Source organism: Streptomyces sp. NPDC057486, assembly GCF_042802415.1.
Lineage (GTDB): Bacteria > Actinomycetota > Actinomycetes > Streptomycetales > Streptomycetaceae > Streptomyces > Streptomyces yanii.
In genome coordinates, this window is sequence record NZ_JBHVEE010000016.1 from 81,982 (window position 1) to 102,917 (window position 20,936).

The window sequence follows — 20,936 nt, forward strand, 5'->3', positions numbered from 1 at the left end:
CCCACATCGAGCTCTTCAGGGCTTCTCTCCCCGAATTCACCGAAGTGCTTCGGAGTTCGGCGGAGTTCGCCGGAGTCCTTCGGAGTCCGGCGGGAGCCTCAGGGGGCTTCCGGGGTTCTTGGAGCCCTGCATGTCGAGTCCGTACGGACCATCCTGACCCGACACGTCCCGCACAGCCGGACAGCTATTGCCGCAATCCGGGACACTCTTCGCATCCTGTGGTGTGCCCGGGGAAAGGACGCGATGCCATGTCGAAGGCTGCATCCACTCGGGTCGCCCTCGCCAACAGCACAGCACTACTCCCGTCACTCGCCCCACTGCTGCATGAGTGGCTGCCCCGGCAGCGGTGGTTCGCAGGCAAGGGTCAGCCGGTCACGGCCTTCTCCCTTGCCTCGGCGACCGAAATACTGCCGGTTGATCCCGAATCCGCAGGGAGCAGCGCCGGCAACGGACCCGGGCTGCTCCATCTGCTGGTCCGGGTCCATCAGCCGTCCATGCCGGCCTCGCCCGATGACTGCTACCAGATGCTGCTCGGAGTCCGGGCCACACTGCCACCATGGCTCGCCCCCGCCCTCATCGGTCATGTGAAGGGGGGTCCACTGGCCGGTCTGGCGGTCTACGAGGGGCTGCACGATCCGCGGCTCGCCGAACTTCTGCTGGAACGGTTGCGCACCCCCGGCACCCTCGGCCCCCTCCGTTTCGACCGGGGCGCCGCCCCCATCCCCGCCGGGCTCACCCCGCGCGTGCTCGACACGGAGCAGTCCAACTCCTCGCTCGTCTACGGCGACGCCTACATCCTGAAGATCTTCCGCAGGGTCTTCCCGGGGATCAATCCCGATCTGGAACTGCCGCGCGCCCTCTCCCGGGAGGGCTGCGGTCGGGTTCCGGAACCCGTCGCCTGGTTCGAGGCGACAGCATCGGAGCCGCTCACCCTCGGCGTTCTCCAACCTTTCCTGCGGGGCGCGGAGGACGGCTGGCAGCTTGCGCTACGGGCACTGGCCACGGGCCATGACTTCACCCGTGAGGCCCGCGCACTCGGACGCGCCACCGCCGAGGTGCACACGGCGCTCGCCACCGCGCTGCCGACGCCCGTGCTGCGCCGCTCCCAGACCGAGGATCTCGCCGCCGGGATGATGGAACGGCTGGAGGCGGCCGCCCACGCGGTGCCGGCGCTGGTGCCGTATGTTCCCGGGCTGCGTACGGCGTTCGACGCCGTTGCCGCACTGGGCCACAGGGGCCGCAGCTGGGCCGCACAGCGCGTGCACGGCGATCTGCATCTCGGCCAGACCCTGCGCGCGGCCGACGGCTTCTGGTCGCTGATCGACTTCGAGGGCGAGCCGGCGCGGCCCCTTCTGGAACGCCGCCGTCCGCAGCCTCCGGTGCGCGACATCGCGGGCATGCTCCGTTCCTTCGACTACGCGGCCCGCTCCCATCGGCCCTGGAACGCCGAGTGGGCGGCCCACTGCCGGACTGCCTACTGCGACGGGTACGCGGAGGCCGCCGGCGTCGATCCGCGCAGCGAACCGGAGTTGTTGCGGGCCCACGAGACGGACAAGGCGGTGTACGAGGTGGTGTACGAGGCCCGGCACCGGCCCGACTGGCTACCGGTGCCGATGGCCGCCATCCAACGTCTGGCCGCCGCCGTCGACTGATGCGCCGCACACCGCCCGGTTTCGGCCACGGCTGCGTTCCCCCGCCCGTCACGCCCCGCCCCGCCCCGCCCCGATTCACCCACACCCCCGAGGAGGCAGTCCCTGTGACCGCCCGCAAGCCGTCCCGCACCGCGCCCGATCCCACCGTGGCCGCGTCGCTCCCGCCGACGCCCGTCGAGCCCGCGCCCCCGGGGCCCGCCGCGACACCCGCAACCGACGTGACTCCGGCGACGCCGGAAGCGGCTCCGGCCCCCGCGGCACCGTCAGCACCTGCGAGTCCCTCGGCCCCGACGCCTTCCCCCGCCAAGCGGAAGAAGGGGGCGGAGAAGCGGGCCGCTGCCGCACCGTCCCGTGCCCGGCGCACGGGCGGCGGTGGCCGCGGGGTCCGGACGGTGCGTGCCCTCGACGACGGCGACCGCGGGCGGCTGCTCGCCGGTGAGCACCACGCACCGCACGATCTGCTCGGCGCGCACATGGTCCGCGGCGGTGTGGTGCTCCGGGTGCTGCGTCCGTACGCGCGTTCCGTGACCGTGCTCGCCAAGGGCCTGCGGGCGGAGCTTCACGACGACGGTGACGGGCTGTTCTCCGGGCTGCTGCCGATGCCCACCGTCCCCGAGTACCAGCTCCTGGTCGGCTACGAGGACAACGAGATCGAGGTGCAGGATCCGTACCGATTCCTGCCGGCGCTCGGCGATCTCGATCTGCATCTGATCGGCGAGGGGCGGCACGAGGAACTGTGGACGGCCCTCGGTGCGCAGCCCATGGAGCACCAGGGTGTCACCGGTACCCGGTTCACCGTCTGGGCGCCCAATGCCCGCGGGGTCCGGGTCGTCGGGGACTTCAACTACTGGGACGGCACGGGCTTCCCGATGCGCTCCCTCGGTTCGACCGGGGTCTGGGAGTTGTTCCTTCCCACGATCGGGGAGGGCACGCTCTACAAGTTCGACATCTGCCGTCCGGACGGCTCCCACACGGTGCGCGCCGACCCGATGGCCCGGCATGCCGAGGTCCCGCCCGCCACCGCCTCGATCGTGACGGCCTCGCACCATGAGTGGCGGGATCAGGAGTGGATGGCGCACCGCGGGGACGTACCCGTGCACGAGGCACCGTTCTCGGTCTACGAGGTGCATCTGCCGTCCTGGCGACCCGGCCTCACGTACCGCAGGCTCGCCGATCAACTCCCCGCCTACGTACGTGATCTGGGTTTCACGCATGTGGAGCTGATGCCGGTCTCCGAGCATCCGTTCGGCGGCTCCTGGGGCTATCAGGTCACCGGTTTCTTCGCCCCGACCTCACGGATGGGCTCACCGGACGACTTCCGGTACCTCATCGACGCACTGCACCGGGCCGGCATCGGCGTCATCGTCGACTGGGTTCCCGCGCACTTCCCGCGTGACGACTGGGCACTTGCCGAGTTCGACGGCCGTCCGCTGTACGAGCACTCGGACCCGGCCCGGGCCGCGCACCCCGACTGGGGCACGCTCGAATTCGACTTCGGCCGTACCGAGGTCCGCAACTTCCTGGTCGCCAACGCCACGTACTGGTGCGAGGAGTTCCACATCGACGGGCTGCGAGTCGATGCCGTCGCCTCGATGCTCTACCTGGACTACTCGCGCGAGAACGGGGATTGGGCTCCGAACGAGCACGGCGGCCGGGAGAACCTGGATGCCGTCGCCTTCCTCCAGGAGATGAACGCCACGGTCTACCGGCGCAATCCGGGTGTCGTCACCATCGCCGAGGAGTCCACGGCCTGGGACGGCGTCACGCGCGCCACGCATCATGTCGGCCCCGGCGGTTTCGGCGGTCTCGGCTTCGGGCTGAAGTGGAACATGGGCTGGATGCACGACTCCCTGGAGTACGTGTCGAAGGAGCCGGTGCACCGCAAGTACCACCACAACGAGATGACGTTCTCGATGGTGTACGCGTACAGCGAGAACTACGTGCTGCCGATCTCGCACGACGAGGTCGTGCACGGCAAGCAGTCGCTGGTCAGCAAGATGCCCGGCGACTGGTGGCAGCAGCGCGCCAATCACCGGGCCTACCTCGGTTTCATGTGGGCCCACCCCGGCAAGCAACTCCTCTTCATGGGACAGGAGTTCGCCCAGGGCGCGGAATGGTCCGAGGGACACGGCCCCGACTGGTGGCTGCTCGACCCGTCGTACGCGGCGGAGAGCGACCACCGGGGCGTACGCACCCTGGTCGGCGATCTGAACACGGTGTACAGCAGGACTCCCGCGCTCTGGCAGCGTGACACGTCGCCGGAGGGCTTCGCGTGGGTGGTCGGCGATGCGGCCGACGACAACGTGTTCGCCTTCCTGCGTTACGACGCGCACGGAGCACCGCTCCTCGGCGTCTGCAACTTCTCCCCGGTGGTGCGCCACGACTACCGGATCGGGGTCCCGGACGTGCTCGGCGACCCGGTGGCGTGGGCAGAGGTCATCAACACGGACAGGGCCCGGTACGGCGGCAGCGACGTGCACAGCACCGGGCCGCTGAAGCCCGAATCGGTGGGCGCGCACTCCAGGCCGAGCAGCATTCTTCTGACCCTGCCGCCGCTTGCGACGGTCTGGCTGCAGCCGGCGTGAGGCCGGCGGCGGGTTCGCGGGGCCGATGTCCCGCGAACCCGGCGCCGTCGCCGACGGGGACGGGGACGGGGACGGGCGCAGGCGTGGATGTACTCGCAGAAGGGGTCGTGCGCATCGTGCTCATCGCCGTGACCCGGGCCCGCAAGAACCGACTTTCACGTCGGACACGCACCGGGCCGTGAGCAGGGGGCGCTCGGAGAAAATGGGAGAAAGCTCAGAACAAGCTCTGAAATCGGGCTTGTTCGGGTTGGGCGGGCGTCAGGCGGAGATACCCCTCGCATACGCACATTCGTCCGGAGCGCGTCCGGATCGGGGGCTGCCATGTGGACCGCACTCACGCTCATCGACTCCCTGGCGGCGCTGGTCGGCGCCGCCTCCTGCCTGGCTCTGTCCGGGCGGCGGTTGCTGCCGTGGCGGCGCCGGGAGAGCGCTTCCGAGCTGAGTCCCTACGATGCGGCCTTCCTGGCGGGCGGGCCCGAGCGGGTGGTGGAGGCGGCGCTCCATACCCTGTGGGGCAGCGACAACAACGTCGTGATCGGGTCGGGTGGGCGGCTGCGTCTGCCCGAGCCCTGGACGGAACCCGAGAATCCGGTGGAGCGGGCCGTGGTCGAAAAATGGCGGACCGCGGGCTCCACGACGCCGACGCTGCTGCGGGTACGGGCGGTACGGGCCGGGGCCGTACGCGAGATCGGCGACCGCCTCGTCTCGTACGGTCTTCTCATGACCCCGCCCCGCGCAAGGGCCCGGCTGTTCGCCGCGCGGGTCCTGGTCGCCGTGGTGTGCGGCACGGCGGTCCTGGCCGCCTTCGCCGCCCCTCACGGGCTGCGGCAGACGGCTCCTTTTCTCGTGGTGGGCTTCTCCTGTCTGGCCGTGCGCGTGCTGTGTCCCGCGCGCGGCCCACTGACTCCGATGGGACGCCGTCGCCTCACAACGCTCCGCACGAGCGAGCCATGGGCCGCGGCCGCGCTCGGGGCCGTGGTGTTCGACGGGCGGGGAGGACTGCCGGGCGAGCGCCGACGCTCTCAGCGATGGAACAGGGGCGGGGGGCGTCTGCCGTCGGTGGGACGGATGCTGATCAAGTACGGGAAGGCACTTGATTCGGACTCCGCCGACGAGAACCCGGACAACTACGTGAGCGGGAGCGGCCACGGCTCCCACGGGTACGGCGGCTCCCACGACTCCTACGGCTCGCACGGCTCCTCGTACGACGGAGGGGGTCACCACCACAGCTGCGGCAGCAGCAGCTGCGGTGGCGGGAACTACTGAGCGTTGCGGCTCACACCGTCCCGAACACGTCCTCCAGCTCCTGGAGGAGCCTGCGCTTGGGTCGGGCACCCACCATCGACTTCACCGGCTCGCCGGACCGGAACACCATCAGGGTCGGCATCGACAGCACCCCGTACCGGCTCGTGATCCCGGGGTTGTGGTCGACATCGAGCTGGACGACCTTGATGCGGTCCGCCTCCTCGGCGGCGACGGCGCTGAGCACGGGGGCGAGCTGGCGGCACGGCCCGCACCAGTCGGCGGTGAACTCGACCAGGACGGGAAGCTCGGCCTCCAGTACCTCCCCGTCGAAGGTGGTGTCGGTGACCTCGGCCACGCCCTCTGCATGAATCATCTGTCATCCTCCCAGTTCACAACGTGGTTCCGGACCGCCGGGGAGCTCGGCCTCGGCCTCCAGCTCGGCCCTCGCGAGTTCGGCGCCCACCTGGGCGCGGACCGACTGGAGCTGCTCGATGAGCGAGTCGAGCTCGCCGAGCTTGCGCCGGTAGACGGCGAGCGAGGCGGGGCAGGCGTCACCGGCCGGATGGCCCGCACGCAGACAGTCGACGAACGGTCGGGTCTCCTCCAGTTCGAACCCGAAGTCCTGCAGGGTCCGGATCTGTTGCAGCAGGCGCAGATCGTCCTCGTCGTAGGTGCGGTACCCGTTCACGGCCCGCCGCGCAGGCAGCAGCCCGCGTGACTCGTAGTAGCGCAGGGTCCGCGTCGTCGTCCCGGCCCGCTCGGCCAGCTCCCCGATTCGCATGTGTCGACGGTAATCCTTGACGCGGACGTCAAGGCAAGCCCGGAACTCCCTGTCTCCGCTGCGCAGGTGACGGATGGGGCCCGCCCACTCGTTCGTCCCGCTTGCCGCCGGCTGCGCGGTGCCGTCGACAACGCGGGAGCAGAAAAGGGGCGGGGCCGGTACGGACGTTCCCGTACCGGCCCCGCATCGCGCGCGTGACTCGTGCCTCTCCCGGCACTAGACCTTCGCCGTCACGTCCGCCTTCCCGCCGTCCCTGGGCCCGGGAACCTCCGTCGCGCCGTGCGGATCGTCCTGGGTGAGCGTCTTCTCGTCGAACGGGATGGCGCCGGCCAGCACCTGGCCGACCCGTTCCCTGTCGATCTCCTTGGTCCAGGTGCCGATGAGCACCGTGGCGACGGCGTTGCCCGCGAAGTTGGTGAGGGCACGGGCCTCGCTCATGAAGCGGTCGATGCCGATGATCAGGCCGACGCCGTCGACCAGCGCGGGCTTGTGCGACTGGAGCCCGCTCGCCAGCACCGCGATGCCGGAACCGGACACACCGGCCGCGCCCTTGGAGGCGATCATCATGAAGAGGAGGAGCGAGATCTGCTGGCCCAGCGCCAGCGGCTGGCCCATCGAGTCGGCGATGAACAGCGACGCCATGGTCAGGTAGATCATCGTGCCGTCGAGGTTGAACGAGTACCCGGTGGGCACGGTGATGCCGACGACCGGGCGGCTGACGCCCAGGTGTTCCATCTTCGCGATGAGGCGCGGCAGCGCCGACTCGGAGGAGGACGTGGAGAGGATCAGCAGGAACTCGCGGCCCAGGTACTTCAGGAGCTGGAAGAGGTTCACCCCGGTCACCAGGCGCAGCAGTGTGCCGAGCACCAGGACCACGAACAGGATGCAGGTGATGTAGAAGCCCAGCATGATCGTGGCGAGGGCCTTGAGCGCGTCCACACCGGTCTCGCCGATGACGGCGGCCATCGCGCCGAACGCGCCCACCGGGGCCGCCCACATGATCATGGACAGGACGCGGAAGACCAGCTTCTGGATGTGCTCGACCCCGCGCAGCACCGGCTCACCGGCCGTGCCCATGGCCTGCAGCGCGAAGCCGACGAGCAGCGCGACCAGCAGGGTCTGGAGCACCGAGCCACCGGTGAAGGCCGACACGAAGGTGGTCGGGATGATGCCGAGCAGGAAGTCGACCGGCCCTTCGGCGGCGTCGCTCGCCGCCGTGTGGCCGACATCCTTCACCGTCTGCGTGAGGTGCATGCCGTCGCCGGGGTGCAGCACATTGCCGACGACCAGGCCGATCGCCAGCGCGACCACCGACATGGCCAGGAAGTAACCGAGCGCAAGGCCGCCCACCTTGCCGATCTTGGCGGCCTTGCGGACGGAGCCGACGCCCAGCACGATGGTGCAGAAGATGATCGGCGAGATCATCATCTTGATGAGGTTCACGAAGCCGGTACCGATCGGCTTGAGCTCGACGGCGAACCCGGGGGCCACGAAGCCCACCAGGATGCCGAGGCCCACAGCCGCGATCACGGCGAGATACAGATAATGCGTACGGTCCCGCCTGGCGGCTGGCACTCCCACGGGGTTCTCCTCGGCTCGTCCCGGTCGGTCCCCCGTCCCTGGGGGTCTCGGCGAATATCCCGCTCCCTGTGACGGCGGTCACCCTTACGTTCATTTCGTTCATATGTTTTCGGCCAGGCACACTGTGACCATGCGTCTCCCCCGGACCCGTCCGCGCAGCCTGGCCGGTCAGCTCTTCGCCATGCAGGTGGTGCTGGTGGCGGCCGTGGTGGCCGGATGCGCCTTCTTCGCGTACGTCTCCGGCCGCGCACAGGCGGAGGAGACCGCGGCCCGGCAGGTCCGGGCCGCGGCTCTGGCGGTGGCCGATTCCCCGTCGGTACGGGAGGCGATCCGCACCCCGGACCCGTCCGCCGTGCTGCAGCCGTACGCGGAGCAGGTCCGCAAGGACACCGGGATCGCCTTCGTCACGATCATGAGCCCGGACCGGATCCGCTGGACGCACCCCGATGCCGATCGGATAGGCGAGACGTTCCTCGGGCACACGGCGCAGGCCTTGCGCGGCGAGACGTTCTCGGAGACGTACACCGGCACGCTCGGCCCGTCGATCCGGGTCGTCACCCCGATCCTGGACGGCGGCAGGATCACCGGTCTGGTCAGCGCGGGCATCACGGTCGAGCGGGTCTCCTCGCAGGTGCGGGCCCAGCTCGGTGCGCTGGGACTGGCGGCGGGCGGGGCGCTCGCGCTCGGCGGCGTCGGTACGTATGTGATCAACGCCCGGCTGCGGCGCCACACGCAGGGCATGAACGCCGCCGAGCTGAGCCGGATGCACGACTACCACCAGGCCACGCTGCACGCGGTGCGCGAGGGGCTGCTGATGCTCGACGGGCAGCGCCGGATCGCGCTGATCAACGACGCGGGCCGGGAGCTGCTCGGGCTGCCCCCGGGTGCGGTCGGGCGCCGGGTCGCCGATCTGGAGCTCCCGCCGCCGCTGACCGGGGCGCTGCTCGCATCCGAGGAGCGGGTCGACGAGCTGCATCTGACGGCGGACCGGGTGATCGTGGTCAACACCCGTCCGGTGGTGGGCGGCGAGCAGCGCGGCACGGTCGTGACCCTGCGCGACCACACGGAACTTCAGGCGCTGTCCGGCGAGTTGGACTCGGAGCGGGGCTTCACCCAGGCGCTGCGCTCGCAGGCGCACGAGGCGGCGAACCGGTTGCACACGGTCGTCTCGCTGATCGAGCTCGGCCGGGCGGAGGAGGCTGTCGGCTTCGCCACGGCGGAGCTGGAGCTGGCCCAGGCCCTCACCGACCGGGTCGTCGGCGCCGTCGCCGAACCGGTGCTGGCGGCCCTGCTGCTGGGCAAGGCGGCGCAGGCGAACGAGCGGGGGGTGGAGCTGGTGCTCGCCGACGACAGCCTGATCGACGACGGGGCACTGCCAGAGACGCTGTCGTCGCGCGATCTGGTGACGATCCTCGGCAATCTGATCGACAACGCGGTGGATGCGGCGTCCGAGGCGGCGACGAGCCCCTCCCCCGCCGGAGGCGTTCCCGGCCGGCGGGGTGGTCCGGCGGGCCGCCCGGTCCGTGCCCGGGTCACCGTGACCGCGCTCGCCGATGACGGCGAGCTGCTGCTGCGGGTCGCCGACACCGGTGCCGGGGTCGATCCCGGTGACGCGGCGCAGGTGTTCCACCGCGGCTGGTCCACGCACGGCGCCGGTCGCGGGCTCGGTCTGGCGCTCGTGCAGCAGGCCGTGCACCGGGGTGGCGGGACGGTCACCCTGAGCGGGGGCCCGGACGGCGGTGCGGAGTTCACCGTACGACTGCCGCTGCCGCCCGCGCCCGTGCCGTCCGAGTCCGCGCACGCCCCCAAGGAGCCCACCCCATGATCCAGGTGCTGGTCGTCGAGGACGATCCCGTGGCCGCCGACGCCCATCAGCTGTATGTGGGCCGGGTCCCCGGCTTCACCGTGGCCGCGGTCGCTCATTCGCGTGCGGAGGCAGTACGGGCACTGGACCGTACCCCCATCGATCTGCTGCTCCTGGATCTGTATCTGCCCGACGGGCACGGTCTGCAGCTGCTGCGCTCTCTGCGCGCCGCCGGGCACGCGGCGGATGTCATCGCCGTGACGTCGGCGCGTGATCTGGCGGTGGTCCGGGAAGGGGTGTCGCTCGGTGTCGTCCAGTACGTGCTGAAGCCGTTCACCTTCGCCACCCTGCGCGACCGCCTCGTCCGCTACGCGGAGTTCCGTGCGGCGGCCGGTGAGGCGAGCGGGCAGGACGAGGTGGACCGGGCGCTCGGCGCGCTGCGGGCGCCGCAGCCGGTCCGGCTGCCCAAGGGGCTGAGCGGCCCGACGCTGGAGGCGGTGACGCGCGCTCTGCGGGCCTCCCCGGACGGGGTGACGGCAGCGGCCGCGGGCGTGGAGCTGGGCATCTCGCGGATCACCGCCCGGCGCTATCTGGAGCATCTGGTGTCGACGGGGCGCGCCGTTCGCAGCCCCCAGTACGGGCAGATCGGACGGCCGGAGCTGCATTACCGGTGGGTGGCCGCGTCGCGGTGAACGACCGCGACCACACTCCTGGGGCCTGATCCGGAAGAAGGCCCCTGGCGGCACAACCAGCGCTTCCTGCACGGGCATTGACCTCGTCGACGGGCCGTCCCACGGTCACGGCCTCGGCCTTCGTGGCCATGAGGAGGTCGTGCCCGTGCGCCCCACCGTCCCACTGATCCTCGCCGACTGGGCGAGGGGGTTCGCCCTGGGCGGCGCGGTCAGGGGACGAGCGGGCACCGGCGGGGGACGCCGCCGACCTGGACGTTCCTACGAGCCGTGCTCTCGGTCGAACACACCGTAGTCAGGCCGTGTCCCGACTCCTACGGTGGGGCCGTGCACCCCACACCGCCCTTCAACGCCCCCGCCGCGCGCCGACTGCGCGAGGCGCTGGGGATGGCGCCCGGCCATGTCGCGTACGGTCTCGGCGCCCAGTACGGACTCCGGATCAGCGCGGACACCGTCACCGCCTGGGAACGCGGTCTCGCGCTGCCCACCGAGTACGAACTCACGGCGCTGGCCGGAGTCCTGTGGTGCGCGCCGGGCGACCTGCTGACGGCCGCCCGCTCCCTGCGGGAGCACCGGGTGGCCCAGGGTCTGGCCGCGGACGAGCTCGCGCGGCTGGTGGGGCTGGAGATGTCCGCCTATCTGCGGATGGAGGAGTCGGGGCACTGGCGCGGCAACGAGCGGCAGTCCGCGGCGCTCAGCGAGGCGCTGGGGCTGTCGGCGGCCGGCTTCGTGACGGCGACGGGGCGTTACGACGAGCTGGCGGAGCTGCTGCGCGGTGCGGTGACGACGCGCTGGCAGGCGTACACCCGGCCGGTCGCGAAGCTGGTGCCGCTGGAGCGGCGGCTGCTGCAGGACGTGCTTGAGCGGCTGCACGGGGACTACCAGGCGCTGATGGTGTCGACGCTGAGCTGGAGCACGGGGGGCGCGGAGCGGGTGGGGTCCGACGGGGAGGCCGGGCGGGCGTTCCTGGACGGGATCGTGGAGCGGTTCTGGGAGACGGCGGGCGTGTAGGGCCTGTCGTTCGGGTCGTGCCGGGCCGCGGGGTCCGGCACGCGCCCCGATCCGGCCTGATCCGAAGGAACGCGGCCCGACGGGGCGGCCTCCGCGCCCTCGAACGCCGGACGGGCCGGACGTCACCGGCCCGCCCGGAACCGGTCAGAACACCGACTCCGCCTCGTACATCCGGTCCATCGGTACCGTCTTCAGCTGCGTGATCGCGTCCGCGAGCGGGACCATCGTGATGTCGTTGCCGCGCAGCGCCGTCATCCGGCCGAAGTCGCCCCGGTGCGCCGCTTCGACCGCGTGCCAGCCGAAGCGGGTGGCGAGCACACGGTCGTACGCGGTCGGCGTACCGCCGCGCTGGACGTGGCCGAGGATGACCGGCCTGGCCTCCTTGCCGAGCCTGGTCTCCAGCTCGACCGCGAGCCGGTTGCCGATGCCCTGGAAGCGCTCGTGGCCGTACTGGTCGATCTCGCCCTTGGCGTACGGCATCGAGCCCTCGGCCGGGTGCGCGCCCTCGGCCACGCAGATGACCGCGAACTTCTTGCCGCGTGCGAAGCGCTCCTCGACCATCTTGACCAGGTCCGCGACCTCGAAAGGCCGCTCGGGCAGACAGATGCCGTGCGCACCGCCCGCCATGCCGGACTCCAGCGCGATCCAGCCCGCGTGCCGGCCCATCACCTCGACGACCATGACCCGCTGGTGCGACTCGGCCGTGGTCTTGAGACGGTCTATGGCTTCGGTGGCGACGCCCACCGCCGTGTCGAAGCCGAAGGTGCGGTCGGTGGACGAGATGTCGTTGTCGATGGTCTTCGGGACGCCGACGACGGGCATTCCGGCGTCCGACAGCATCCGGGCCGCGGTGAGGGTGCCCTCGCCGCCGATCGGGATCAGCGCGTCGATGCCGTAACGGCGGCTCAGCTCGTCACAGTTCTCGGCCGCTTCGCGGAGCCGGTCGCGCTCCAGCCGGGCCGAGCCGAGGATGGTGCCGCCGCGGGCGAGGATGCCGCTGACCGCGTTGAGGTCGAGGGGACGGAAGTGACCGTCGAGGAGTCCCTTGAACCCGTCCTCGAAGCCGATGACTTCATCACCATGACCCACCACGGCGCGGTGCACGACCGACCGGATCACTGCGTTCAGGCCCGGACAGTCGCCGCCTGCGGTGAGAACTCCGATGCGCATCGTGCTGTATCTCCTGCTCGCTAGTGCCGTGCATTTCGGGGGCGACTACAGAATCCCCCGTACCGTGAGCCACAACGATTGTCCCACGTCAGGTCTGGACCTCGCGCTACCGACTCCTGCACCGGCACCGCACCGGACGGAGTGCCGGGCGCGGCGGGGTTCTTCCCGCACCCGATCAGGGCCTTTCGCCCGGCGGGCGGCTGATCCGCCCCCGCAGGTATCGTCAACAGGGCGATATCGCTCCAACCGGACAGAACGACGGGAGAGCACGCGTGACGCGCAGCGTGTACGTGACAGGAATCGACCGGGGAGACGGCCGTCAGGTCGTCGATCTGGGAGTCATGGAACTCCTGACGCGTCAGGTGGACCGGGTCGGGGTGTTCCGGCCACTGGTCCATGACGGCCCCGACCGGCTGTTCGAGCTGCTGCGGGCCCGCTACCGGCTCCCCCAGGACCCGTCGACGGTCTACGGCCTGGACTACGCGGAGGCGTCCGCGCTGCAGGCGGAGAAGGGTACCGACGAACTGGTATCGCGGCTCGTCGACCGCTTCCATCAGGTGGCCCGCTCGTACGAGGTGGTGCTGGTCCTCGGCACGGACTTCGCGGCCACCCAGCTCCCCGACGAGCTGGCGCTCAATGCCCGGCTGGCCAACGAGTTCGGCGCCTCGGTGATCGCCGTGGTCGGCGGGAAGGGGCAGGACGCGGAGTCCGTGCGGGCCGAGACGAGCAACGCCTACCGGGCGTACGCCGGGCTGGGCTGCGACGTCCTCGCGATGGTGGTGAACCGGGTGGCGGCGGAGGACCGCGAGGTCATCGCCGAGCGGCTGGCGGCGCGGCTGCCCGTCCCCTGTTCGGTGCTGCCGGACGACGCGGCGCTCTCCGCGCCGACGGTCGCCCAGATCACCGCGGCGCTCGGCGGAACGGTTCTGCTCGGCGACGACGCGGGGCTGGCCAGGGACGCGCTGGACTTCGTCTTCGGCGGGGCGATGCTGCCGAATCTGCTGAACGCACTGACGCCGGGCTGCCTCGTGGTCACGCCCGGGGACCGGGCGGACCTGGTGGTCGGCTCGCTGGCGGCGCACAGCGCCGGAACCCCGCCCATCGCGGGCGTGCTGCTGACCCTGGACGAGCGCCCCGGCGAGGAGATACTCAAGCTGGCCGCACGTCTCGCACCGGGCACCCCGGTCGTGTCGGTGGCCGGCGGATCCTTCCCCACCGCGGGCGAACTCTTCGCGCTGGAGGGAAAGTTGAACGCGGCAACGCCCCGCAAGGCAGAGACCGCGCTGGGCCTCTTCGAGCGCCACGTCGACACCGGCGCCCTGCTGGAGCGGATCTCCCTGGCCCGCAGCGGCCGCGTCACCCCGATGATGTTCGAGCACGAGCTGCTGGAACAGGCCCGCGCGGACCGGCGCCGCGTGGTACTGCCGGAGGGCACCGAGGAGCGGGTCCTGCGCGCCGCCGATGTGCTGCTGCGCCGCGACGTCTGCGAGCTCACCCTGCTCGGCGACCTCGACATCATCCGCAAGAAGGCCGCCGACCTCGGCATCGACCTCGCAGATACACAGCTGATCGACCCGCAGACCTCGGAGCTGCGCCAGGCGTTCGCGGAGCGGTACGCACAGCTGCGGGCGCACCGCGGGGTCACGGTGGAGCTGGCGTACGACGTCGTCTCGGACGTGAACTACTTCGGCACGCTGATGGTCCAGGAGGGCCTGGCCGACGGGATGGTCTCCGGGGCCGTGCACTCCACCGCCGCGACGATCCGCCCGGCCTTCGAGATCATCAAGACGAAGCCGGACGCGTCGATCGTCTCCTCGGTCTTCTTCATGTGCCTCTCGGACAAGGTCCTGGTGTACGGGGACTGTGCGGTCAACCCGGACCCGGACGCGGAGCAGCTCGCGGACATCGCCGTCCAGTCCGCCGTCACCGCCGCCCGCTTCGGTGTCGAGCCGCGGATCGCGATGCTCTCGTACTCGACGGGCACCTCGGGCACGGGCGCCGACGTCGACAAGGTGCGGCAGGCGACGGACCTGGTGCGCGCGAGCCGACCGGATCTGAGGATCGAGGGTCCGATCCAGTACGACGCGGCGGTGGAGCCGAGCGTCGCCGCGACCAAGCTGCCCGGGTCAGAGGTGGCGGGGCAGGCGACCGTGCTGATCTTCCCGGACCTGAACACCGGCAACAACACCTACAAGGCCGTGCAGCGCTCGGCCGGCGCGGTGGCCGTCGGCCCGGTGCTCCAGGGGCTGCGCAAGCCCGTCAACGACCTCTCCCGCGGTGCGCTCGTCCAGGACATCGTGAATACCGTGGCGATCACGGCGATCCAGGCCCAGGGCGAGGAGCGATCCGCATGACCACCCCCACGAAGGAAGGTTCCGCCGCCGTGCAGGCCCGTCGCGTCCTCGTCCTCAACTCCGGCTCCTCATCGGTGAAGTACCAGCTCCTCGACATGAAGGACCACTCCCGGCTCGCGATCGGCCTGGTCGAGCGGATCGGCGAGGAAACCTCCCGTCTGGTGCACACCCCGCTGACCGGCGGCGCCGCGACACGGGAGCGCACGGGCAGGATCGCCGACCATGAGGCGGCGCTGAAGGCGGCGGCCGAGGAGCTGGCCGCGGACGGGCTGGGGCTGGACTCTCCCGAGCTGGCCTCGATCGGCCACCGGGTGGTGCACGGCGGCCTGCGCTTCACCGAGCCGACCGTGATCACCGACGAGGTGCTGGCTGAGATCGAGCGGCTCGTCCCGGTGGCGCCGCTGCACAACCCGGCGAACATCATCGGGATCCGTACCGCACAGGCGCTCCGCCCCGACCTGCCCCAGGTCGCCGTCTTCGACACCGCGTTCCACACGACGATGCCGGAGTACGCCGCGCGCTACGCGATCGACGTGGAGACCGCGGACGCCCACCGCATCCGCCGCTACGGCTTCCACGGCACCTCGCACGCGTACGTCTCCCGCAAGGCCGCCGAGCTGTTGGGACGCACCCCCGAGGAGGTCAATGTCATCGTGCTGCACCTGGGCAACGGCGCCTCGGCATCGGCGGTGGCGGGCGGCCGGTGCGTGGAGACGTCGATGGGCCTGACCCCGCTGGAGGGGTTGGTGATGGGGACCCGGTCCGGGGACATCGACCCGGCGGTCACCTTCCATCTGACGCGGGTGGCGGGGATGTCGGTCGACGAGGTCGACGTCCTGCTCAACAAGAGGAGCGGTCTGGTCGGCCTCTGCGGGGACAACGACATGCGGGAGATCCGGCGCCGGATCGACGAGGGCGACGAGCGGGCGGCGCTGGCGTTCGACATCTATGTGCACCGACTGAAGAAGTACATCGGCGCCTATTCGGCGGTCCTCGGGCGGGTGGATGCCGTGGTGTTCACGGCGGGGGTCGGGGAGAACTCGGCGCCCGTACGGGAGGCTGCGATCGCCGGTCTCGAAGAGTTCGGCCTCGCGGTGGACGCCGGTCTCAACGCCGTACGGTCCGGTGAACCGAGGCTGATCTCGCCGGACTGCGCGCGGGTCGCGGTCGCCGTGGTGCCGACGGACGAGGAGCTGGAGATCGCCGGCCAGACCTTCGCGCTGGTCGAAGGGCTCGGACGGACCGCGCAGCCCGGGCAGGCCGCACCGCCCGTACAGGTCGACAACTGAGCACCCCCGCGCCCCTTTGTATCTTCCACCAGCCGGAATATTCCGCAGTGAAACAAACCGATAGGATCCGCCTCATGCGCCGTTCCAAAATCGTCTGCACCCTCGGTCCCGCCGTCGACTCCCACGAGCAGCTCGTCGCTCTGATCGAGGCCGGCATGAGCGTGGCCCGATTCAACTTCAGCCACGGCTCCCACGAGGAACACCAGGGCCGTTACGACCGCGTCCGCCGGGCCGCCGCCGAGACCGGCCGGGCGGTCGGCGTACTCGCCGACCTCCAGGGCCCGAAGATCCGCCTGGCGAAGTTCGCCGAGGGCCCCGTCGAGCTGGTACGCGGGGACGAGTTCACCATCACCACCGACGACGTCCCCGGTGACAAGTCGATCTGCGGTACGACCTACAAGGGACTGCCGGGCGACGTCGACAAGGGCGACCCGATCCTGATCAACGACGGCAACGTCGAGCTGAAGGTCGTCGAGGTCGAGGGTTCCCGGGTCAAGACCATCGTCATCGAGGGCGGGGTGATCTCCGACCACAAGGGGATCAACCTGCCGGGTGCGGCAGTGAACGTCCCGGCCCTGTCCGAGAAGGACGTCGATGACCTCCGCTTCGCCCTGCGGATGGGCTGCGACCTGGTCGCCCTCTCCTTCGTGCGCGACGCCGACGACGTCAAGGACGTCCACAAGATCATGGACGAGGAGGGCCGCCGGGTCCCCGTCATCGCCAAGGTCGAGAAGCCGCAGGCCGTCGAGCACATGGAGGGCGTCGTCATGGCGTTCGACGGTGTGATGGTCGCCCGTGGCGACCTGGCCGTCGAGTACCCCCTGGAGAAGGTCCCGATGGTGCAGAAGCGCCTCGTGGAACTCTGCCGGAGGAACGCCAAGCCGGTGATCGTGGCGACCCAGATGATGGAGTCGATGATCACCAACTCGCGGCCGACCCGCGCCGAGGCGTCCGACGTCGCCAACGCGATCCTGGACGGTGCCGACGCGGTCATGCTGTCCGCCGAGTCCAGCGTGGGCGCGTACCCGATCGAGACGGTCAAGACGATGTCGAAGATCGTCGTCGCCGCCGAGGAGGAGCTGCTCTCCAAGGGCCTGCAGCCGCTGGTCCCGGGCAAGAAGCCCCGTACCCAGGGTGGTTCGGTGGCCCGCGCGGCCTGCGAGATCGCGGACTTCCTGAACGGCAAGGCGCTGGTCGCCTTCACCAAGTCCGGTGACACGGCCCGCCGGCTCTCCCGCTACCGCGCCGCGCAGCCGATCCTGGCCTTCACCACCGACGAGTCCACCCGGAACCAGCTCGCGCTGAGCTGGGGCGTCGAGGCCCACGTCGTGCCGCACGTGGACAACACCGACGCCATGGTGGACCTGGTCGACGCGGAGCTGCTGAAGCTGAGCCGCTACAACGCCGGCGACACGATGGTCATCACGGCCGGCTCGCCCCCCGGCGTCCCGGGCACCACCAACATGGTCCGGGTGCACCACGTGGGCGGCAGCGACCGCGGCTGACGAGCCGACCGCACCGGCATACGACTGTGGCCCGCATCCCCTTCGACGGGGGTGCGGGCCACAGCCTTGTGCGGCTCCCTGACGGGTCCTTGAGTCACCTCATCAGCTGTTGCCGCCGGTGAAGTAGTTGTGCAGCCCGGGCACCGTGAGCGTGCCGCCGAACTGGCCGGCCTGGGTGACCTTCACGTTGGTGAAGAACGCGAACGGAACGTTCAGCGGCGGCGGGGTCTCGGGACTGAACGTGATCGGGATGAGGCCGAAGAGGTTGCCCTTCAGCTCCTCCGTGTACATCGTCACCGTGCCTTCGCGGATGGTGGACGTCGAACCCTTCCGCGCCTGGACGTGGCCGATGGTGCCGCCCGGACCCTCGGTCAGCTGGTGCAGGTCCTTGATGTCGATGGACGACGCGGTGAACTTCAGCACCTTCTTCGTGGTGCCGTCGCCCTTCTCCACCTCGACGATGCCCTTGTAGTCGAGTCCGTTCAGGGTGAGCAGCGAACTCTCCAGGATCCACGGCTGGTTCGGAACCCTGGGGATGCCCTGCTCCAGGTCCGCCGCGGCCAGCGCCTTGGGGTCGGCGGTGGGGCACGGGAACGGCTGCTTGGCGCCGTCCGGGATGTCGTCGTCCTTCTTGGGGTCGAGTCCCTTGGCGCTCTCGTCGAGCTCCTTGACCGACGTACCCGCCTTGTCGGCCGCCTCGCGGATGGCGTCGGCGGTCTTGCCGACCGTGTCCTTCGCCGCGTCCGTCACCTTGGACACGGGCTTCTCGGCGGGCTCGCTCGTCGCGGACGCCGACGGCTTCGGGGACGCGGTGGTGGCGCTCGGGGACGGGCTCGCCGTCTCCTTGTCCGGTCCGTCGAAGAGATCCTTGAGCGCGTCGCCGACGCCCAGCGGATCGAGCGGGTTGTTCGTCGCCGTGGGCGACGGGGAGGCGCTCGGCGCCGCGGCGGGCGCCTCGCTCTGCCGGTCCGCCGCGGCGTTCGCCGACGGGGTCGCCGACGGGGTCGCCGACGGCTTCGGCGTCGCCTCGGCACTCTGGTCCGCACCGGTGGAGGCGCTGGCGGACGGCGACGGTGTCTTCGTCTCCGACGCGGACGCCGAGGGCTCCGGCGACTGGCTCGGCTCGTCCGAGCGCGTCACACAGGGGCCCGGCGCGAACGGGATGTCCGTCGCGTCGTCGGCCAGCGCGAGCTTGGGGGTGAGTCCCATCCCGACGAAGACAGCCGTCGGCATCGCGGCGAGCGCGAAGGCCTTGCCCGCGGGTATGTGCAGCTTCGTCAGCAGCGACTTCCTCGGGGCCGCGTGGCGCGGCCCGCTTCTCGCCCGGAGATCCTCGCCCCCGGTCGAGTTCAGCTGCGTCTCGTCACCCCGCACTGTTCCTCCCGCCGCCTGCGTCAACTTTGCCGTTCGTGCTGTCGTCGTTCCACGGAGCGGGCCCGGGGCTGTACGTCCCCGCGGCACCGTGCTGCGGGTCGGAACCGTCCGGCAGCGCACCGTCGGGCCCTGCCGGGTCCTTCGGGCCGGCTCCGGCTCCGGGCTGGGCCGGCTGCTCGGCGACCGGCGTGCCCGGTGCCCAGGAAAGGGCGAGGCAGCCACCGATCATGGCGAGGAGGAATCCGATGAGGAACCCGCCGAGGTTGGACACCGGGATGGAGACCAGCGCCAGCAGGATCGAGGCGACACCGGCGAAGACCCGGACGATTTGGTGGAACCACATGGTCAGACCGAGCGTGATCAGCAGTACACCGATGATCAGTGAGCCCGCACCCGCGGTGGTCGCCATGGCCAGCGTGAGGTGGCCGATCTTGAGATTGGCGTACGGGAAGTACGCGATCGGCGCCCCACCGAGTGCGGTGAGCAGGCCCGCCCAGAACGGCCGGCTGCCCCGCCAGGCACGGAAACGCTGCCGAAGGACGCGGGTGTAGTGCTCGTTCTGCCCCGTGGAGTCGGCGCTCATGGAAAACAGCTCCCTGGAACCGGTATTGCTGTGAAAGAAGAGGGAGCCGGTTGGGCGGAGCAGCGTGACCGCTCCTCCGCCCGCCCGGACGGAGTGCTTAGTAGCACTCCTTGACGCCGTTGTAGAGGCGCATGCTCAGCCCGCTGAGCTTGAAGGTGCCGGCCGTGGTGGCCCAGGCCTTCTGCTTCACGTTGTCGAGAATCGCGCGGTCCGCCTGCTGGGCGAAACCGTTCTCCTTGATGTTCTCGCCGGACTTGATGGCCGGACCCTTGGAGGCGTCCTTCGCCGCAACACCGATGTCGATGTTCTTGAACGTGGCGTCGGCGTCCAGATCCGCGACATCGAGGTACAGGTTCTCGGCGTGGACCGGGGTACCGCCGCCACCGGCCTTCAGCATGAGGCTGACGGACCCGAGGACCGGGATGTCCGGCGTGACGACGGACTGGCACATGCCCGTGATGTCGGCCGACTTGAACGACGAGATCGCGACCGGGTGCACCGTCTTCGCGTCACCCTTGAGCTCCGCGTAGCCGACGTCTATGCCGCCGTACTGCGAGAAGCCCTTGCCGTCCAGGTGCTCCGCTGTCACCTTGAACGACTGGCCGGAGACGCTGAACGACGCGGCCAGCGCGCCCTGCGCCAGGGCTACACCGACCGCGGCCGTCGCGGCCACACTCGGAACCATGACGAGAGCGAACCGCTTCCATCTGGTCCCGCCACGAACTTGGGACTCCATGACTTTCCTCCTTCTCGGACGTACATCTCCGGTCCGGGCCTCGGCCCGTCCTGGGATGGGAGAAGTGCTACGTCCTCGGAAAGGAGAGCGCCGGAACCGGAGGCGTGAACCGCGTCCGAATCACTGGCGATCACCCCCGAGCGACAACCACCGGCCACGCGTTCGCGCAACCTGTTCGGACAGGCCCTGCCGGACGGCAGGAACCCCCCTGTCCGCGGTCGGCGCCACTGCCGCCGACCCACTCGGTGGGGACCCAAATCGGCCGCCGCGCCGACTGGCGGTCGGGCTGGCGTCATTGGACCGAGCGTGGCCGATCGTGGTGCATTAGCGCCCGCGGCACAAGGGGGTTCGTTACTCGCTAGTAACGGCCCGATAACCAAGGCACGACAGGGCGCCGCCACCCGGCCACACAGGGTGGCATCCCCCGCAAGAAGGAAAGGGAGAATTGGGGTGCTTAATCGGACAGAACCCCGCCCACGATTTACTGGCAGTAACAGTCCGTGCTTTTATCAAGATTTGGTAAAGCGAGGGCGCATATTGTCGCCGGATCGCGAAAACGGCCGTGGCGCCCCGGGAG

16 protein-coding genes are annotated in these 20,936 nt (G+C 70.4%); 9 read left to right on the forward strand and 7 right to left on the reverse strand.

Annotated features, from left to right (window positions below; translation table 11 throughout):
• The first annotated feature begins 248 nt into the window (after nt 1-248).
• The 3 genes from ACFU6I_RS10870 (at nt 249) to ACFU6I_RS10880 (ending at nt 5,503) form a co-directional block, all read left to right on the forward strand.
• Nucleotides 249-1,652 (forward strand): maltokinase, encoded by a 1,404-nt coding sequence (locus ACFU6I_RS10870; protein WP_384363832.1) that lies wholly within the window; start codon nt 249-251, stop codon nt 1,650-1,652.
• 104 nt (nt 1,653-1,756) lie between these two features.
• Complete coding sequence (glgB, locus tag ACFU6I_RS10875; protein ID WP_384363834.1) at nt 1,757-4,237, forward strand: 1,4-alpha-glucan branching enzyme; 2,481 nt, start codon at nt 1,757-1,759, stop codon at nt 4,235-4,237.
• Between the two features lie 321 nt (nt 4,238-4,558).
• Entirely contained in the window at nt 4,559-5,503 is a 945-nt protein-coding gene (locus ACFU6I_RS10880) for a TIGR04222 domain-containing membrane protein (RefSeq protein ID WP_384363836.1), read from the forward strand.
• Nucleotides 5,504-5,513: 10 nt separating this feature from the next.
• Here ACFU6I_RS10880 and trxA read toward each other — a convergent pair whose 3' ends face one another.
• From trxA to ACFU6I_RS10895, 3 genes are all read right to left on the reverse strand, one after another.
• Nucleotides 5,514-5,855, reverse strand: a complete 342-nt coding sequence (gene trxA, locus ACFU6I_RS10885) for a thioredoxin (RefSeq protein ID WP_384363838.1) — start codon at nt 5,853-5,855, stop codon at nt 5,514-5,516.
• A gap of 3 nt (nt 5,856-5,858) precedes the next feature.
• Nucleotides 5,859-6,263, reverse strand: coding sequence for a MerR family transcriptional regulator (locus tag ACFU6I_RS10890; RefSeq protein ID WP_327244276.1), 405 nt, complete (start codon nt 6,261-6,263; stop codon nt 5,859-5,861).
• A 216-nt stretch (nt 6,264-6,479) separates the two neighbouring features.
• Nucleotides 6,480-7,844, reverse strand: coding sequence for a cation:dicarboxylate symporter family transporter (locus ACFU6I_RS10895; RefSeq protein WP_384363840.1), 1,365 nt, complete (start codon nt 7,842-7,844; stop codon nt 6,480-6,482).
• A gap of 130 nt (nt 7,845-7,974) precedes the next feature.
• Here ACFU6I_RS10895 and ACFU6I_RS10900 point away from each other — a divergent pair, with 130 nt between their 5' ends.
• The 3 genes from ACFU6I_RS10900 to ACFU6I_RS10910 all read left to right on the forward strand — a co-directional run bounded on the left by ACFU6I_RS10900 (nt 7,975) and on the right by ACFU6I_RS10910 (nt 11,348).
• The gene (locus ACFU6I_RS10900) at nt 7,975-9,669 is read left to right on the forward strand and encodes an ATP-binding protein (protein ID WP_384363842.1); all 1,695 of its coding nucleotides are present in this window, start codon (nt 7,975-7,977) and stop codon (nt 9,667-9,669) included.
• Nucleotides 9,666-10,340 (forward strand): response regulator, encoded by a 675-nt coding sequence (locus ACFU6I_RS10905; RefSeq protein ID WP_384039460.1) that lies wholly within the window; start codon nt 9,666-9,668, stop codon nt 10,338-10,340. The genes ACFU6I_RS10900 and ACFU6I_RS10905 overlap by 4 nt, the downstream gene beginning before the upstream one ends.
• 384 nt (nt 10,341-10,724) lie before the next feature.
• Complete coding sequence (locus ACFU6I_RS10910) at nt 10,725-11,348, forward strand: helix-turn-helix domain-containing protein (RefSeq protein ID WP_384363864.1); 624 nt, start codon at nt 10,725-10,727, stop codon at nt 11,346-11,348.
• A 144-nt stretch (nt 11,349-11,492) separates the two neighbouring features.
• Here ACFU6I_RS10910 and ACFU6I_RS10915 read toward each other — a convergent pair whose 3' ends face one another.
• On the reverse strand, nt 11,493-12,518 hold the full coding sequence (locus tag ACFU6I_RS10915; protein WP_384363844.1) for an ATP-dependent 6-phosphofructokinase: 1,026 nt from the start codon (nt 12,516-12,518) through the stop codon (nt 11,493-11,495).
• 272 nt (nt 12,519-12,790) lie between these two features.
• Here ACFU6I_RS10915 and pta point away from each other — a divergent pair, with 272 nt between their 5' ends.
• The 3 genes from pta (at nt 12,791) to pyk (ending at nt 17,666) form a co-directional block, all read left to right on the forward strand.
• Complete coding sequence (gene pta, locus ACFU6I_RS10920; RefSeq protein WP_384363846.1) at nt 12,791-14,872, forward strand: phosphate acetyltransferase; 2,082 nt, start codon at nt 12,791-12,793, stop codon at nt 14,870-14,872.
• Entirely contained in the window at nt 14,869-16,161 is a 1,293-nt protein-coding gene (locus ACFU6I_RS10925; protein WP_384363848.1) for an acetate kinase, read from the forward strand. The genes pta and ACFU6I_RS10925 overlap by 4 nt, the downstream gene beginning before the upstream one ends.
• A gap of 74 nt (nt 16,162-16,235) precedes the next feature.
• On the forward strand, nt 16,236-17,666 hold the full coding sequence (gene pyk, locus ACFU6I_RS10930; protein ID WP_384363850.1) for a pyruvate kinase: 1,431 nt from the start codon (nt 16,236-16,238) through the stop codon (nt 17,664-17,666).
• Between the two features lie 102 nt (nt 17,667-17,768).
• Here pyk and ACFU6I_RS10935 read toward each other — a convergent pair whose 3' ends face one another.
• The 3 genes from ACFU6I_RS10935 to ACFU6I_RS10945 form a co-directional block, all read right to left on the reverse strand.
• Nucleotides 17,769-19,040 (reverse strand): hypothetical protein, encoded by a 1,272-nt coding sequence (locus ACFU6I_RS10935; protein ID WP_384363852.1) that lies wholly within the window; start codon nt 19,038-19,040, stop codon nt 17,769-17,771.
• Entirely contained in the window at nt 19,030-19,623 is a 594-nt protein-coding gene (locus ACFU6I_RS10940) for a DUF6114 domain-containing protein (RefSeq protein ID WP_384363854.1), read from the reverse strand. Before ACFU6I_RS10940 ends, ACFU6I_RS10935 begins: the two co-directional genes overlap by 11 nt.
• 97 nt (nt 19,624-19,720) lie before the next feature.
• Nucleotides 19,721-20,359 (reverse strand): DUF6230 family protein, encoded by a 639-nt coding sequence (locus ACFU6I_RS10945; RefSeq protein WP_345510265.1) that lies wholly within the window; start codon nt 20,357-20,359, stop codon nt 19,721-19,723.
• Nucleotides 20,360-20,936 lie beyond the last annotated feature (577 nt).